Raw genomic sequence first — 16,025 nt, forward strand, 5'->3', positions numbered from 1 at the left:
CTTCCGCGCGGGGAAGGACACCTAATAGCTCGGTGGTGGGCTGTTCCTTCCTCGCTCTTCGCGGGCTGTCCGTGCGCGCTGCTCTTCGCATCCACGTTGTCGGCGGTTGAGTAGTCGTTCTTGTTGGCGGCGTGCGTGTTTGGCAGCGGTGCGCGGTTTACTTCTTGACGGTGGTCCCGGCGGTGGCCGGTTCGGTGAGCCGCGTTGGTTGTCGAAGACGATCAACCGCAATGTTGGGAACAGGTCGTCGCCGGTCCATCCCGGGCCGTGGTAGTTGCGGTGTTCGGGTGTGGTGAAGATCAGTCGGGGCTGTCCGGTCTCTGGGTCGGGGTATTGATCGTCGAGCCAGTCGCTGTACGTCTTGAGTAGATGGTGAAACCGGCACAGTGTCTTCATCTCTGAGGGATGGGTGCAGCCACCGTTCTCGGGGTCGTTGTGGTTGTACTCGCGGGTGTGGTCGAGGTCGGCGCCCCAGGCTTTGTGTTCACAGCCGGGCCACATGCAGTAGATGTCCCGGATCCGGAGGTAGGTGTCCAGGACGACCGAGGGCCGGTACTGGTCACCGGGTTGGGTGGCCGGCATCGGTACCACGTGCGGGAATGGCGCTTCGGTCATGTCCGCTGGAGCCCGCATGTAGACGTTTTGCCTATTCGGTGTGGCATCTGGATCATCGTCCGGCCGAGGTGTCGGCGCAGGCTGGGGCTCCGAGGCAGGCTGGGGCTGAGGGTCCGGATGTGGTTGTGGCTGTGCGGGTTCCGGTTCTGCGTGTTCAGGTTCGGCAGATGTGGTGGGCGTGGTCGTGTTGCCCATGGGCCGCTGCACGGTCTCTGGTCGTTTGGCGATATCGCGAACATGGTCGCCGGAGACGACGCCATGGCCGTCCATGAAGCCTGGATTCTCGGCGCGACCGTCGAGGGTGGCTTGGTCGGCGATCACATGCAGCACGATCTTTACGTCCACGCCGGAGATGACCTGTCCGGCAGGCATCGTGACGATCTCGGCGGTGCACGGATGTTTGGGGTCATTCGGGCACTGGCAGTAGAACTCGCGGGCCATCACCGTGGCGAACAGGGCATCGGACATCCGGTCGGCTTTGCGGCGTGGGTCAGCTTTGCAGGTGGACATGGCCAGTTTTTCCAGGCGGGCCATGATCATGGTCATCTCTTCGGCGCTGCCGTGTGCGTCCATCACGGCCATCCCGTGGTCGGCGTTGTTGGCCCACACCCCACGGTTGTTTTTCGCGTCTTCCCGGTTACTGCGCACCAGGTCGGGGTCGCGGCGAAAGATGATGGTATCGACCATGTCTCGCATCCGGCCCTTCGACCACGACCCCCGCCGACCCAGCGCCTCGGCGATCCCCCGATCGATATCGGCCATATGGGCTGAGCCCTCGATCAACTCGGTGCGGGCGATGATGTCCGGAATATGGTGCGCGGCGATCCGGCCGGCCTTCAGCAACGCATTGACCGCAGGCAAGCGATCGCGCAACGCCACCCCGCGATTGATCTGCAACTCCGCAGTCCGCTGCGTCAGGCCCTGTGCGGCAGATAATCTCGCCGCACACTGCGCGAACGGATCAAGGGCGCGCATCTCCGCCTCAGACCCGGCGGTCGGCTCGACGAGATGTCGGTGCAGCATCGCCGCAGCGGCGTACCGTTCCCACTCCATCCGCGACTGCTGGGCCATCGCGAGCTCGGTGTTACGCAACAACTCGTTGACACCCAGCGACTCGACAGGACCGATTTCATCGTCCCCACCTGCATCTTCGATCTCCCCCTCGAACATACATTTGATTCTAGGCGGGGGGTACGACAGACAATTTGAAGTCTCAGGACATCGGTGACAGTTCTGTCTCAGGCCATCGGTAACACTTCTGCGCGCGATGGGATTGGACCAGATCCGTCCACGGCATCGCTGGCGCGGATCTTTCGCCAAGCCGGCGTTGCCCGCCTCGAGCCCAAGAAAAAGCCCTGGCCGCGTGGCGGCGGTTTGTCGATCCGGCGCCGAACGCATGCTGGCAACTCGATGCCAACGAATTCACAGTAACTGTCACCAATGTCTTGATGCAGAACTGTCGCCGATGTCCCGATACATCACTGGTATGACACCGAATTCGGTTGCAGCGATCACGTCATCGCTCAGGGGCAGGGGGCGGGATGTGTTGCGCCGTATCCCGGATCCAACGCGTCGAGCGTGAGCCACATCGCGCGGGGATCGCTGGTGACCTGCATGTGGTCGACTTTCGCTGCGGCGCAGCCGTCCTGGACCCAGACATTGCGCACCGTGTGGCCGGGGGAGGGGACGAGGAAAGCGTTCTCGGCCGGTGTGACCATCATGTCGTCGCGCGTCGCGATGGCGACGTACTCGACGCCGGGCCGGGTGTCGCCACCTTCATTCAGGTCGCCGAGGAACGGTGATCCCGCCATCTGCTCGACATACGAGGGACCGACTGCGGCATTGAACAGTTCGATCACCGGGATCCCGAGCGATTGCGCGATGGCGCCGAGTCCCTGGTTCAGATGGAAACTGGTGCCCTGGTTGGTGCCGGCCAGGCTGATGAGCGTGTGCACCGCGTTCTGTGCCGGATCGTCGTTGTTGGTGCCGCCCGCGTTCTTCAGGTACTCGCGTGCCACCAGGGCGCCTTGAGAATGGCCGATCAGATCGACCTGGGCGGCGCCGGTCTGCCGCCGGACCTGCGTGACGAACTCGGCCAGCGTCTGTGCGGACCGGACGACGGAGTCGCCGCCGACCAGGTCGAGCAGGTTCTGGCCCGATCCCGGGACACCCGCACCGTAGTTCAGGGCGTAGACGCAGTAACCCTCGCTTTTCAGGGCGGGGGACAGGGCCTGCCAGGTGGTGCTCATGTCGGCCCACGTGCCGTGGACGAGAACAACCGGACGAGGGTGCTCGGCGGACGGAACGCACGAGTCGTCGTTGGCGCCCGGCGGTGATTGGACCGGTGCGGCCTGGGCGGGTGCCGCCAATCCGAGGCAGGTGCCGGCAACGAGCAGCGCCGTAACAATTGATCCGCCGGCCCGGCGACGCCAATCAGGCATTATCTGCAACCTCCTGCTGCGATTCGACTTCGGGTTAGTTAGTCCCGGTAATTCATGGTCGCATGCCGCGCATTCTCGATTGTCACCAGCTGCGTCGCAGATTTACTGTCGTGTATTCTCTGCGTGCGAATTTTGGGTTTCTCCGGGTACAGGCGTCCACTGAATTTCTACTGTCAATCTTTTTCGCCCGTCCCCGGTGAAACCGTTGTCCAATTGACATGTTTCTCGGCTCCGGCCGGGGCCGATGGCGTCGTCCTGCGTCGACGAACGAGACCGACTCCGGCTCAGCCGGCGGTCCCGTACGGCAGAACGCGCTGTTGGCGCTCGGAGAAGAGCAGGCGGGGCGAATACCGGCGCTTGACGGGATCCCAGGCCCGCACGGGCACCCAGAAGATCCGGTGCAGTAGGCGCATCGTGCGTACGTTCGCCCAGGAACGCTTGGCCGCCTCCGGCATGCCGCGGGCCTGCAGGGTCGCCGGCATGTACGCGGTGAACTGGCGGTAGACCTCGGTGTCCGAGAGCATGCGACGTCCGGACGCAGAGATTTCCATGTTCGGGATGAACACGCTGCGCTGACCGGACTCCTTGGTGCACAGGGTGATGTCGAGATCGTCGAAGATCCCGTCCTGCTCGAGCAGGTTCGGCCGGATCTTCTCCCAGGTCTGTCGGCGGATCGCCATGTTCGCACCGAAGAGCGACGAGACATCTCCACCGTTGCGGTCGGCGTTCGACATCGCCACGGTGACCAGGCGGCGATGAATCCATTGCAATGGCATGTCGTATTGGTCGAAGAAACCGGTGCCGGCCCCGATGGTGGGATCGGCCGTGGCGAAGAAGTCGCGGACGGCGGCCGCCCAGCCGGGCTTGGCGCGCGTATCGGCGTCGAGGCGCCCGATGATGTCGCTGCGGACAGCATCGAATCCGGCGTTCCGGGCCGCGATGACACCCCGCTTCGTCTCCTTGACGAGCCGTAATCGGGGGATCCGCTCGCAAAACGAGGCGGCGATTGCCGCGGTGTCATCGGTCGAGTTGTTGTCGACAACGATGATTTCGTCGAGCTCGTCGAGTTCGGTCTCCAGCGAACTCAACAACCAGCCGATGGTCTCGGCTTCGTTGTAGGCGGGTATTACCAGTGACAATGTTGGTCTATTCATCCCAACCGATTATGCGCGCACCGGTTGGGCAATTGAAATTCAAGGTCGATATTTCCGGATTTGCTCAGGTAGAGACGTTTTATCCTGAATTGTCGACGGCAATTGGATTTCGTCGACGGCCGGTTATCGAGACCGGGCGGCGAATCAGATCCCCGCGCCGGGGACGCCGAAGCGGGTCAGGAGGCCCGCGTAGTTCTTGGGCCCCGGTGGCGCCAACTCTCCGGTCCCCGACGGCGCCATCCCGAGGGTGATCAGCGACTGCAACAACACGGTCCCGGCGGCAACGCCGTCGATCACCGGTAGACCGATCTTCGTGCTGATGGTCTGAGCCAGGTCGGCCATGCCGGCGCATCCGAGCACGATGGCGTCGGAGCCGTCGGATTCCGCGGCGGATCCGCACGCCTCGATGAGGATCGCCGCGGTGTCCGGGTTCGTCTCGAGTTCCAGGACCGGGACCTCGCACGCATGAAATCCCCGGCAGTGCTTCGCCATCCCGTAGCGCTCGGCGAGTTCTTCGGCCCGTCCGATGGTCCTGGACAGGGTGGTGACAACCGAGAACCTGCGACCGAGCAGGGATGCGGTGTGCATGGCGGCCTCGGCGATACCGATGACCGGGACGGGCGCGATCTCGCGGGCGGCATCGAGACCGGGGTCCCCGAAGCAGGCGAGTAGGTATGCGTCCGCGGGGCTCTCGCTGCGCTGCGAGGTGAGGATCGCGTCGAGCAACCCCGGCACCGCGAGGGCCTCGTCGTAATGCGATTCGATCGAGGCGGGCCCCATGGCGGAGGTGACCGCCACGATGTCGGTGTCAGGTCCGGCCACCGAACGGGCGGCGACCGCGATCCGGTCGGTCATCGACGCAGTGGTGTTCGGGTTGATGGCGCAGATGCGCATAACTTCTCCTGATCGAAATGTGCTCACCGATGATGTGGCCTTTTGGCGAACAAAACCGCAGGTCGCGGCCGCCAAAAGGCCACATCATCGGGGTTGTCAGGCCTCGATGGGTGCCGGACGGGTCCCATAGATCAGATGTTGCGGCAGGTACTTCATGCCCACCATGTACAGGACGAATCCGATCGCGGCACCGATGAACCACGTGAAACTTGCCTGGTACGCGGTACCCCAGATGACCACACCGATCGGGACGAGCGCGGCGATGACCGTGGCGAAGACCGCCACCGGGTTGACGCCCCCGCGGAAGTAGTACTGCGAGTTCTCATCCATCGTGAACAGATCATCGACGTCGATCTTCTGCTTCTTGATGAGGTAGAAGTCGGCGATCAGGATGCCGAACAGGGGTCCGATCACCGCACCGAGGGTGTCCAGCGTGTAGTGGATCGCGTCGGGATTGTTGTAGAGATTCCACGGCGTGATGAGGATCGATCCGACTGCGGCGATCATGCCGCCGGTGCGCCAGGTGATCTTGGTCGGTGCCACATTCGAGAAGTCGAATGCGGGGGAGACGAAGTTGGCCACGATGTTGATGCCGATGGTCGCGATGGCAAAGGTGAGCACACCGAGCACTGCGGCAGTGGTGTTGTCGATCTTGTCCACGATGTGGACCGGGTCGGTGATGATGTTGCCCGCGTCGTCCTTGCCGATCACGGTGGCACCGGCAGAAACCGTGCACACCACCAGGATCGAGAAGAACAGGAAGTTCACCGGCAGGCCCCAGAAGTTGCCCTTCTTGACCTCGCTGAACGACTTTCCGTACCGCGAGAAGTCGCCGAAGTTGAGCATCGGACCCGAGAAGTACGACACCACAAGGGCTATCGCCGAGATGAGTGCGGTGATCGACGCCCAGCCGGTCTTCGATTCACCCACCGACAGATCGAAGCTGACGTTGTCCCAGCCGGCCTTCCAGATCAGATAGCCCGCGAGGATGACCATGACGACGTAGACCGCGGGACCGCAGAAGTCGATGAACTTGCGGATCGTCTCCATGCCGTTCCAGAAGACCACGGCCTGCAGTACCCACATGAGCATGAAGCCGGCCCAGCCCAGTGGTGAGAGCCCGAGGAAGGACATGTCACCACTTTCGCTGTACTTGTCGAGCGACGGCCAGAACTTGAGGGCCAGCAATCCGAAAGCCACTGAGGCCAGGTATGTTTGGATGCCGTACCACGCCACGGCGATGAGGCCGCGAATGATGGCGGGAACATTGGCCCCGCGGACACCGAAGGCGATGCGGGTGGTGACCGGATAGGGCACGCCGGCCTGCTGAGAGGGTTTGGCCACCAGGTTGCACAGCACGTTGACGATCACGATGCCGACGACGAGTGCGACCAGAACCTGCCAGGCGGCGATGCCGAGGGCGAACAGGCTGCCCGCGAACACGTATCCGCCGACGCTGTGCACGTCCGACATCCAGAACGCGAAGATGTTGTACCAGGTCCAGGTCTGGTTCCGAAGCGGAGCCAGATCCTCGTTGGTCAGCCGCTGGTCGTAGCTGAGCTTGATGACGCTCTCGCCGGCGGCGTTGTGGTGACTTGTCGGGACCTCTGAGTCTGGGGATTGAACATCGGTCATGGGCTTTCCTTCAGCGTCGGAACGGAACCTGGATTCGGGCTCGGAGTGGGGCTGAGAAAAACTTAAGATCGCGATATTTCCCGCGGATTACGTACGTGACAATTGGTGCGGGTCCGGCCCAGGGAAATCGATATATTCTGCGGGGGCTATGCGCTCGGTGCGGATTCTTCGACGGCCACGTTCAGTTCGGCGGCGGTTTCGATGATCACCGATTCGAGGCGGCGATGGTGTTCTTGCGCAACGGCGACGAGCTCGGTCGCATCGCGCCGGGCCATGGCACCGATCATCTTCTCGTGGTCGCCGTGCAGCTGGAGCTGCGTGGGTCCGGTGGCCCGCTGCATCACCTGGAAAGGTTCGGTGATGTCCCAGGTGGAGTCGAACATGTTGAGGAGCCGGTGCATTCCGCAGGGGCCGACCAGCGCCTGGTGGAAACGGCGGGAATGCACGTGATAGGCCTTGCGGTCGCCGGCAATGGTGGCCTCCTGCAGCGCTTTGTGTTCGGCGCGGGCGCGGTCGAGGTCGGCCTCGGTGGCCACCGCGCAGGCCCGGGTCAGAGCGGCCTGTTCGAGCACGCCACGGACGAAGTAGATCTCGCGGAGTTCGGTCAGCGTCAGCTGCGCGACGAAGTAGCCACCGCCGGTCCGGTGGACGACCAAGCCCTCGCCGACAAGCGTTTTCAGTGCTTCTCGCACCGGTATGGCGCTCACGCCGAACAATTCGGCGACACTTCCCACCGGGATCGCCGACCCGGGGGCGGCGCTGCCGTCGAGGATGACGCGGCGCAGTTCATCGAAGACACTGGCCTGTGCGTTGCCCGCGAGTTCGCCGTTCAGATAGCTGATCAGCGGACGTATCGGTGGTTGTGATGGCAAGGCGGCCTCTGCGGGTGGACGGTCGGGGCGGGGGGTATCGGTGGATTCTAAGCGCCGATGACGCGCTTGGCTTCTCGAACGTGCCCGCCCCGACCGGGGCCGGTCAGCCCAGAAGCCAGTCGTTGGGTGAGAAGAGTTCGCAGTGCACCCGGCTCGGCGTCACACCTCGTCCGAGTAACTGGCCACGGACCGCTTGGACGAATCCGTTGTTACCGCAGAGATAGAACTCGGCGTCCTCGTCGAACTTGATGTCGTCGACCTGCATCAGACCGTGATGGATCGACGGCTCGTCCGAAGCCCGGGTCTCGTACCAGACGTCGAGGCGGCCACCGGCGAGTTCATCGATCAGTTCGCGCTGGCGCTGTCGAAGCGGATGCGCGTCGGGCGACTTGTCGGCGTGCAATGCGTGTACCCGTGAACCCGGGGCGTGCTCCGCGAGGTGTTCGAGGATGCCGACCATGGGCGTGATCCCGATGCCCGCGGAGATCAGCACCAGTGGTTGCGTACCGAGACTGTCCACGGGCAGATCACCGAAGGGGATGCTGACGTCCAGCAGGTCACCGACCACGACATGTTCGGCGATGTGCGTCGACACCTCGCCGGCCGGGGAGTCGGTGGTCGCGGCCACCGGCCGGATGGCGAACGTGAGCTTGCCGGACCCGGGAGTGTTGATCAGGCTGTACTGGCGGATCTGCCGGGCGCCGTCGGGGAGCGTCGTACCGACCGAAACGTACTGTCCCGGCATGAACTCCGGGAATGATCCGGACACGGCGGCCACGGTGAGCACCACGGCTCCCGAGGGGTCGTGTGCCCTCGCGGTGACCCGCGCCCGACGGAAGACGTCACCGGCTTCGACCGCAGCGTCCGCATAGAGACGGCGTTCGAGATCGATCAGGGTGTTCGCCATCAACCAGTAGACCCGGTCCCAGGCGGCCGCGACGTCGGCGGTGACGGTGTCGGCGCCGAGGACCTCGACGATGGCGGCGAACAGATGGGTGTGAACCAGCGGGTACTGATCGGCCGTGACCCCGAGCGATGCGTGCTTGTGGCCGATCCGGCCGAGAAGTTCCGCGGGATCCTCCAACGCCGGATCGATGAGGTGCGTCGCGTAGGTCGCAATGGATGCGGCCAGTGCACGTTGCTGGCTGCCCTGGGCCTGATTGGACCGGTTGAACAGGTTGCGGAGCAGTTCGGGGTGATCGGCGAACATGCGCCGGTAGAACTCGGTGGTGATGGCGTCGATGTTCGCGCCGACCAGTGGCAGCGTCGCGGCGATCATCTCCGCGTGATGCGGTTCGAGGGTCTCTGCTCGGGTTGCGGTCAGCCGTTCGGGCATGGGCGCGGGGGCAGTGGTCATGGATGTGTCCTCTCGGGGGGGTGACAACAGTTGTTCGTCTGAAATGAGGGGGAGCCGGGGAAGGGGCAGGAGCGGTATCTGCGTGCCCTTGACCAGATCGCTGACGACGTGCTCGTCGAGGGCGGCGTAGAACGCTTCCTTGGCATCGGCGAGCGCACGCCGCAGCCGGCACGCGGGCAGGAGTGGGCAGGGGTGGTCCCCGGCGCAGTCGACGACCTCGTTGTCGCCTTCGAGTTCGCGGACGAGACGACCGACCGAGGCGTGGCGTCCGGCGTCGGTCAACGACAGCCCGCCGCGCCGGCCCCGCCGGGAGTGCACCAGGCCCAGGTCCACCAGCCGGGACACGGCCTTGGCGATGTGGTTCTCAGATGCGGCAACGCTGTGCGCGATGACGCCGGTGGTGACGCGACGGCCGTCTTCCTCGGCTGCGGCGAGCAACATCATCGCCCGCAGACCGAGGTCGGTGAATCGGGTCAGCTGCATACGACTGACCGTAGTAATTGCGCACCTTGCCTGCGCATTTTCTCGCTGTGCGGTCAAACACCCTGTTACGTGCGGTTTTTGTACCTGCGGTTACGTGGTGAGGTCCGCGAGAGCCGGGACCTTCGACCCAGGCCCGCACTCAGAGAGGTTGGCGTCGGTTACGCCGGGGTGACCCAGGTGGTGATGTCGCAGTGGACCACTTCGACGCCGTGGGTGTCGGTGATCGCGATGTCGACAACCACGTCACGGCCTTCGGTGATGGTTCCGAAGTCGAGGGGCTCGCGCAGGGTGGCCACGGCATGAAGTCCGGTCGTCGCCTTCTTCAGATACTGACTGTGCATCGCTTTGGGAATCCAGCGGTGCGTGGTGGGGACGGTGGCCTCCATCAGCATCCCCATCGCGGTCTCGGCCAGGTTGCAGGCCGCGATGGCGTGGAAGGTGCCCAGATGGTTGCGGATGCCGTACCACTTGGGGGCGGTCACCTCACATCGTCCGGGTTTCATGACCTTCACGTGCGGCAGGATCGTCGCGAAGTACGGAACGCGCAGGCAGATCCCCACCGAGAAGAGCGTTGAGCCCAGACGTCCGGCCGGCAACTTCTGGCGAAGGCGGTAGGTGGGGCTGATGCTGGTCAGCGCGTTCTGGGTCGGCATAATCGGTATCCTACCGATCAGTAAGATCCGTCGTGCACGGTGTGCTCGGCCGGAGTGGGGACCGATGCCAGGGCGCACATGAGGAGGTTGACCGGACGAATTTGGTCCTGAGCCGGATCTATTGCATACTTGTCGGGTTGCCTTGATTGGCAGTGCGGCCCTGTATGCCCCGGCTGGAAGCTTTATGCGACCAACCAGCGACAGAGCGCCTGTCGACCGAAGAGCATCACCGGACGAACTAAGCGGCTTGCGAACTGGTTCGAGCTTCCGTTGTGATGCACAACAAGCAAAGATAGACCCGAGTTCAGATAGATGCAGTCGGATACAAGCGGTAAGCGCATGCGCATAAGTGTGTGTAGCCACCGCGACACACCCGAGTGCGTGGACCGGAGGCCCGCAAGATTGGGCGCAGTACGACGACTCGTGCAAGCGAGTTTTGAACAATGACAGATGAACAGCGTCGATCACCACCGTCAGGTATTGGTCACGAGGGATGCGACGACAGTTGCGTCCACGAGGTGTTCATCTGTGAAGCCGAAATTGACGGAAGAGGACACAGCGTGGCGGGACAAAAGATCCGCATCCGGCTCAAGGCCTATGACCACGAGGCGATCGACGCGTCGGCGCGCAAGATCGTGGAGACCGTGACCCGTACGGGTGCGCGTGTGGTCGGCCCGGTGCCGTTGCCTACCGAAAAGAACGTGTATTGCGTCATCCGCTCGCCGCACAAGTACAAGGACTCGCGCGAGCACTTCGAGATGCGTACACACAAGCGACTGATCGACATCCTCGATCCCACGCCGAAGACCGTTGACGCCTTGATGCGTATCGATCTGCCGGCCAGCGTCGACGTCAACATCCAGTGAGTGGCGGGAATCATCAGATGACTCAGACAAATGTGAAGGGAATCCTGGGCACCAAGCTCGGGATGACCCAGGTATTCGACGAGGACAACCGGGTTATCCCGGTGACCGTCGTCAAGGCGGGACCCAACGTGGTCACGCAGATCCGCACCGAGGAGACCGACGGCTACACCGCCGTCCAGCTCGCCTACGGCGCAATCGACCCGCGCAAGGTCACCAAGCCGGTTGCCGGTCAGTTTGCCAAGGCCGGGGTCACCCCGCGCCGGCATGTTGCCGAGATCCGCGTCCATGACGTTTCGCCGTACACGGTCGGACAGGAACTGACGGCGGAGATCTTCGCCGACGGTGCCCTCGTCGACGTGACCGGAACCTCCAAGGGCAAGGGCTTCGCCGGTGTCATGAAGCGTCACGGCTTCAAGGGCCTGGGCGCGAGCCACGGCGTGCACCGCGTGCACCGCTCTCCCGGATCCATCGGTGGCTGTGCTACCCCCGGTCGCGTGTTCAAGGGCATGCGGATGGCCGGTCGGATGGGTAATGACAAGGTCACCACCCAGAACCTGAAGGTCCACAAGGTGGACGCTGAATCGGGCCTGCTGCTGATCAAGGGAGCAATCCCCGGTCGCAAGGGCGCGGTTGTCATCGTCCGTGACGCCATGAAGGGTGGTGCGAGCTAATGACTGTCAACACTGAGAAGCAGCAGACCCGCACGGTCGACGTGAAGAGCTTCGGTGGCAAGACCGACGGAACCGTCGAGCTGCCCGCCGAGATCTTCGACGCACCGGCGAACATCTCGCTCCTGCATCAGGTTGTCATCGCCCAGCTGGGTGCTGCACGCCAGGGCACGCACTCCACCAAGACGCGGGCCGAGGTCCGCGGTGGTGGCGCAAAGCCTTACCGCCAGAAGGGAACCGGTCGCGCTCGTCAGGGCTCGACCCGCGCCCCTCAGTTCGCCGGCGGTGGCATCGTCCACGGCCCGCAGCCGCGTGACTACAGCCAGCGCACCCCCAAGAAGATGAAGGCAGCCGCCCTGCGCGGAGCCCTCTCCGACCGGGCACGCAACGAGCGCATCCACGTGATCACCGAACTGGTTGCCGGGCAGACCCCGTCGACCAAGACGGCACGACTGTTCCTCGAAGAGTTGTCTGATCGCCGGAAGTTCCTGTTGGTGGTCGGCCGCGAGGACACCGCCGCATGGAAGAGCGTTGCGAACCTGCAGCACGTGCTGCCGATCGCTCCGGATCAGCTGAACACCTACGACGTCCTCGACGCCGATGAAGTTGTGTTCAGCCGCGAAGCTCTGGGTGCGTTCCTCGACGGTGCCAACAAAGAGCAGAAGGAGGCCTGAGGAACATGACAGTTCAGGCAAACCCGCGCGACATCATCCTGGCCCCGGTGATCTCCGAGAAGTCCTACGGACTGATCGAGGACAACGTGTACACGTTCTTCGTGCATCCGGAGTCGAACAAGACCCAGATCAAGATCGCCATCGAACAGATCTTCGACGTGCAGGTCACGAGCGTTAACACCGCCAACCGTCAGGGCAAGCGCAAGCGGACCAAGTACGGCTACGGCAAGCGCAAGGACACCAAGCGCGCGATCGTGACCCTGGCCGCTGACAGTAAGCCCATCGAGATCTTCGGAGGCCCGGTCGGCTGACGCCGGTCGGACTCAGAAGAAGTAGAGGACAAGAAGACTCATGGCAATTCGTAAGTACAAGCCGACGACCCCCGGTCGTCGTGGCTCGTCTGGCGCAGACTTCGCCGAGGTGACTCGCAGCACCCCGGAAAAGTCACTCGTCCGTCCGTTGCACAGCACCGGTGGACGTAACGCGCACGGTCGGATCACGACCCGTCACCGGGGTGGTGGCCACAAGCGGGCCTACCGTCTCATCGACTTTCGTCGCAACGACAAAGACGGCATCAACGCCAAGGTCGCTCACATCGAGTACGACCCCAACCGCACTGCGCGGATCGCGTTGCTGCATTTCGTCGATGGCGAAAAGCGTTACATCATCGCGCCCAAGGGCCTGAAGCAGTTCGACGTGGTGGAGAGCGGTCCGACCGCCGACATCAAGCCGGGCAACAACCTGCCGTTGCGCAACATCCCGACCGGTACCCAGATCCACGCTGTGGAGCTGCGTCCGGGTGGCGGAGCCAAGTTGGTCCGTTCCGCCGGGGCCGGCGCGCAGCTGCTCGGTAAGGAAGGCGCCTACGCCACCGTGCGTCTGCCTTCCGGTGAAATCCGTCGAGTCGACGTGCGCTGCCGCGCAACCGTCGGCGAGGTGGGCAACGCCGAGCAGAGCAACATCAACTGGGGCAAGGCCGGCCGCATGCGCTGGAAGGGCAAGCGCCCGACTGTCCGTGGTGTCGTCATGAACCCGGTCGACCACCCGCACGGTGGTGGCGAGGGCAAGACCTCAGGTGGTCGCCACCCGGTCAGCCCGTGGGGCAAGCCCGAGGGCCGCACCCGCAAGAACAAGCCGAGCGACAAGCTCATCGTCCGCCGCCGCCGCACCGGCAAGAACAAGCGATAACCCAGGAGGGAGTTAGAGAATGCCACGCAGCCTCAAGAAAGGCCCGTTCGTCGACGACCACCTGTTGGGCAAGGTCGATGTTCAGAACGAAAAGGGCACCAAGCAGGTCATCAAGACCTGGTCCCGTCGGTCCACCATCATTCCGGACTTCATCGGACACACTTTCGCCGTCCACGACGGTCGCAAGCACGTACCGGTGTTCGTCTCGGATTCGATGGTCGGTCACAAGCTCGGCGAGTTCGCGCCGACGCGCACCTTCAAGGGACACATCAAAGACGACCGGAAAGCGAAGCGTCGGTAGATGAGTACTGAAACAACCAATCCGACCGCCAAGGCCACCGCTCGTTTTGTGCGTGTGACCCCCATGAAGGCGCGTCGAGTCATCGATCTGGTTCGCGGCAAGAACGTGGACGAGGCGCTCGACATCCTGCAGTTCGCGCCGCAGGCAGCGAGCGAGCCGGTGGCGAAGGTGCTTGCCAGCGCCGTTGCCAACGCCGAGAACAACCTCGATCTCGATCGCCGCACCCTCGTGGTGTCGCAGGCGTTCGCCGACGAGGGACCGACCATGAAGCGTTTCCGTCCGCGTGCCCAAGGGCGTGCGTTCCGGATCCGTAAGCGGACCAGCCACATCACCGTCGTCGTCGAGAGCATCGCCGACAAGGGTGCGGCGACCAGCCGCAACCGCCGGAAGGGAGCTCAGTAGTGGGCCAGAAGATCAACCCGCACGGCTTCCGTCTCGGTATCACCACGGACTGGAAGTCCCGCTGGTACGCAGACAAGCAGTACGCGGAGTACGTGAAAGAGGATGTTGCCATCCGCAAGCTCCTGGCCACCGGCCTCGAGCGCGCCGGCATCGCCAAGGTGGAGATCGAACGGACCCGTGACCGGGTTCGCGTCGACATCCACACCGCCCGTCCGGGCATCGTCATCGGTCGCCGCGGCGCCGAGGCCGACCGGATCCGTGGCGACCTGGAGAAGCTGTCCGGCAAGCAGGTGCAGCTGAACATCCTCGAGGTCAAGAACGCCGAGTCGGAAGCTCAGCTGGTGGCACAGGGTGTCGCCGAGCAGCTCAGCAACCGCGTGGCATTCCGCCGGGCAATGCGTAAGGCCATCCAGTCGGCCATGCGTCAGCCCAACGTCAAGGGAATCCGGGTCCAGTGCTCGGGTCGCCTCGGCGGTGCGGAGATGAGCCGTAGCGAGTTCTACCGCGAAGGCCGTGTGCCGCTGCACACCCTGCGCGCTGACATCGATTACGGCCTCTACGAGGCCAAGACAACCTTCGGCCGTATCGGCGTGAAGGTGTGGATCTACAAGGGCGACATCGTCGGTGGCAAGCGCGAGGCTCTGTCCTCGGCCGCTGCTCCGAGCGAAGACCGTCGTCCGCGTCGGCCCGCACGTCCGAAGCGGAGCGGTTCGTCGGGCACCACCGCGACCAGCACCGAAGCAGGGCGCGCGGCTACCGCCGGTACCTCTGCGGCTGCTGACGCTCCAGCGACAACGCCTGCCCCCGCGCAGGCTGAGAACCAGGAGGGCTGAGGCATGTTGATCCCTCGTCGGGTCAAGCACCGCAAGCAGCACCACCCCAGCCTGAAAGGTCAGGCCTCGGGCGGTACCAAGGTGACGTTCGGTGACTACGGCATCCAGGCTCTGGAGAGCGCGTACATCACCAACCGTCAGATCGAGTCAGCTCGTATTGCCATCAACCGGCACATCAAGCGTGGCGGCAAGGTGTGGATCAACATCTTCCCCGACCGCCCGCTGACGAAGAAGCCTGCCGAGACCCGCATGGGTTCCGGTAAGGGTTCTCCCGAGTGGTGGGTCGCCCCGGTCAAGCCGGGTCGCATCCTCTTCGAGATGAGTTACCCCAGTGAGGAGACTGCTCGCGAGGCCCTGCGCCGCGCGCAGCACAAGCTCCCGATCAAAACCCGCATCGTGACCAGGGAGGAGCTGTTCTGATGAGTATCGGAATCGCCGCCGCCGAGCTCCGCGAGCTCAGTGACGAAGAACTGGTCGAACGTTTGCGTGAGTCGAAGGAAGAGCTGTTCAACCTTCGGTTCCAGATGGCCACCGGTCAGCTCGACAACAACCGCCGGCTGCGTACCGTGCGTCGCGAAATCGCGCGCGTGTACACGGTCATGCGGGAACGTGAGCTGGGCCTGGCCGCCGGACCCGAAGCAACGGACGGTGACGACGCATGAGTAAGGACCAGGAAGTGACAGAAACGTCCGCCGAGGACCGTGCACGGCGCAAAGAGCGCATCGGGTACGTCGTCTCGGACAAGATGCAGAAGACCATTGTGGTCGAGCTGGAAGATCGCGTGAAGCACCCGCTTTACGGCAAGATCATCCGCACCACCAGCAAGGTCAAGGCTCACGATGAGAACGAGACCGCCGGTATCGGCGACCGCGTTCGCCTGATGGAGACCCGCCCGACGAGCGCCACCAAGCGCTGGCGTCTGGTTGAGGTCCTCGAGAAGGCCAAGTAAGCCAAACGTTTTCAACAAAATGCGGCCCGCCCCTGCAAGG

Annotated in this window: 19 protein-coding genes and 2 pseudogenes; 12 read left to right on the top strand and 9 right to left on the bottom strand. The window is 63.7% G+C overall.

What is annotated here, in order from left to right; genetic code table 11:
* Window positions 1-21: 21 nt before the first annotated feature.
* On the bottom strand, window positions 22-1,785 hold the full coding sequence (locus AC51GR_RS03760; RefSeq protein ID WP_496323284.1) for an HNH endonuclease signature motif containing protein: 1,764 nt from the start codon (window positions 1,783-1,785) through the stop codon (window positions 22-24).
* Between the two features lie 99 nt (window positions 1,786-1,884).
* Here AC51GR_RS03760 and AC51GR_RS03765 point away from each other — a divergent pair.
* Window positions 1,885-2,048, top strand: a pseudogene (locus tag AC51GR_RS03765) (IS481 family transposase); the annotation flags it as partial.
* Between the two features lie 90 nt (window positions 2,049-2,138).
* On the opposite strand, the gene AC51GR_RS03770 reads toward AC51GR_RS03765, so the two are convergent.
* From AC51GR_RS03770 to AC51GR_RS03805, 8 genes and pseudogenes are all read right to left on the bottom strand, one after another.
* Window positions 2,139-3,056, bottom strand: coding sequence for an esterase/lipase family protein (locus AC51GR_RS03770; RefSeq protein ID WP_496323285.1), 918 nt, complete (start codon window positions 3,054-3,056; stop codon window positions 2,139-2,141).
* Window positions 3,057-3,340: 284 nt separating this feature from the next.
* Window positions 3,341-4,210 (bottom strand): glycosyltransferase family 2 protein, encoded by an 870-nt coding sequence (locus AC51GR_RS03775; protein ID WP_496323286.1) that lies wholly within the window; start codon window positions 4,208-4,210, stop codon window positions 3,341-3,343.
* Between the two features lie 144 nt (window positions 4,211-4,354).
* Window positions 4,355-5,104 (bottom strand): aspartate/glutamate racemase family protein, encoded by a 750-nt coding sequence (locus AC51GR_RS03780; RefSeq protein WP_496323287.1) that lies wholly within the window; start codon window positions 5,102-5,104, stop codon window positions 4,355-4,357.
* Window positions 5,105-5,200: 96 nt separating this feature from the next.
* Window positions 5,201-6,739, bottom strand: a complete 1,539-nt coding sequence (locus AC51GR_RS03785) for an NCS1 family nucleobase:cation symporter-1 (RefSeq protein ID WP_496323288.1) — start codon at window positions 6,737-6,739, stop codon at window positions 5,201-5,203.
* Between the two features lie 146 nt (window positions 6,740-6,885).
* Window positions 6,886-7,611 (bottom strand): GntR family transcriptional regulator, encoded by a 726-nt coding sequence (locus AC51GR_RS03790; RefSeq protein WP_496323289.1) that lies wholly within the window; start codon window positions 7,609-7,611, stop codon window positions 6,886-6,888.
* 103 nt (window positions 7,612-7,714) lie between these two features.
* Window positions 7,715-8,947: a globin domain-containing protein gene (locus AC51GR_RS03795; RefSeq protein ID WP_496323352.1), complete on the bottom strand. Its 1,233-nt coding sequence runs from the start codon at window positions 8,945-8,947 to the stop codon at window positions 7,715-7,717.
* A gap of 120 nt (window positions 8,948-9,067) precedes the next feature.
* Window positions 9,068-9,451, bottom strand: a pseudogene (locus AC51GR_RS03800) (RrF2 family transcriptional regulator); the annotation flags it as partial.
* 158 nt (window positions 9,452-9,609) lie between these two features.
* Window positions 9,610-10,104, bottom strand: a complete 495-nt coding sequence (locus AC51GR_RS03805) for a hotdog fold domain-containing protein (RefSeq protein WP_496323290.1) — start codon at window positions 10,102-10,104, stop codon at window positions 9,610-9,612.
* Between the two features lie 560 nt (window positions 10,105-10,664).
* On the opposite strand from AC51GR_RS03805, the gene rpsJ reads away from it, so the two are divergent.
* From rpsJ to rpsQ, 11 genes are read left to right on the top strand one after another with little or no spacing between them, the layout of a single operon-like run.
* On the top strand, window positions 10,665-10,970 hold the full coding sequence (gene rpsJ, locus AC51GR_RS03810) for a 30S ribosomal protein S10 (RefSeq protein WP_003938093.1): 306 nt from the start codon (window positions 10,665-10,667) through the stop codon (window positions 10,968-10,970).
* A gap of 17 nt (window positions 10,971-10,987) precedes the next feature.
* Entirely contained in the window at window positions 10,988-11,641 is a 654-nt protein-coding gene (gene rplC, locus AC51GR_RS03815) for a 50S ribosomal protein L3 (protein WP_028463742.1), read from the top strand.
* Window positions 11,641-12,312, top strand: a complete 672-nt coding sequence (gene rplD, locus AC51GR_RS03820; protein WP_496323291.1) for a 50S ribosomal protein L4 — start codon at window positions 11,641-11,643, stop codon at window positions 12,310-12,312. Before rplC ends, rplD begins: the two co-directional genes overlap by 1 nt.
* Before the next feature lie 5 nt (window positions 12,313-12,317).
* The gene (rplW, locus tag AC51GR_RS03825; protein WP_496323292.1) at window positions 12,318-12,623 is read left to right on the top strand and encodes a 50S ribosomal protein L23; all 306 of its coding nucleotides are present in this window, start codon (window positions 12,318-12,320) and stop codon (window positions 12,621-12,623) included.
* Between the two features lie 40 nt (window positions 12,624-12,663).
* A complete protein-coding gene (gene rplB, locus AC51GR_RS03830) occupies window positions 12,664-13,500 on the top strand; it encodes a 50S ribosomal protein L2 (RefSeq protein WP_020109931.1) in 837 nt (278 codons plus the stop codon).
* Window positions 13,501-13,519: 19 nt separating this feature from the next.
* Window positions 13,520-13,801, top strand: a complete 282-nt coding sequence (gene rpsS, locus AC51GR_RS03835; RefSeq protein ID WP_331883974.1) for a 30S ribosomal protein S19 — start codon at window positions 13,520-13,522, stop codon at window positions 13,799-13,801.
* Entirely contained in the window at window positions 13,802-14,203 is a 402-nt protein-coding gene (gene rplV / locus AC51GR_RS03840; protein ID WP_496323293.1) for a 50S ribosomal protein L22, read from the top strand.
* Complete coding sequence (gene rpsC, locus AC51GR_RS03845) at window positions 14,203-15,036, top strand: 30S ribosomal protein S3 (protein WP_495514970.1); 834 nt, start codon at window positions 14,203-14,205, stop codon at window positions 15,034-15,036. The genes rplV and rpsC overlap by 1 nt, the downstream gene beginning before the upstream one ends.
* A 3-nt stretch (window positions 15,037-15,039) precedes the next feature.
* Window positions 15,040-15,456: a 50S ribosomal protein L16 gene (rplP, locus tag AC51GR_RS03850; protein WP_482135419.1), complete on the top strand. Its 417-nt coding sequence runs from the start codon at window positions 15,040-15,042 to the stop codon at window positions 15,454-15,456.
* The gene (rpmC, locus tag AC51GR_RS03855; RefSeq protein WP_482135418.1) at window positions 15,456-15,698 is read left to right on the top strand and encodes a 50S ribosomal protein L29; all 243 of its coding nucleotides are present in this window, start codon (window positions 15,456-15,458) and stop codon (window positions 15,696-15,698) included. The genes rplP and rpmC overlap by 1 nt, the downstream gene beginning before the upstream one ends.
* Window positions 15,695-15,985 (top strand): 30S ribosomal protein S17, encoded by a 291-nt coding sequence (rpsQ, locus tag AC51GR_RS03860; RefSeq protein ID WP_495514971.1) that lies wholly within the window; start codon window positions 15,695-15,697, stop codon window positions 15,983-15,985. The genes rpmC and rpsQ overlap by 4 nt, the downstream gene beginning before the upstream one ends.
* The last annotated feature ends 40 nt before the right edge of the window (window positions 15,986-16,025 follow it).

This window comes from Williamsia sp. z71 (genome assembly GCF_059553375.1).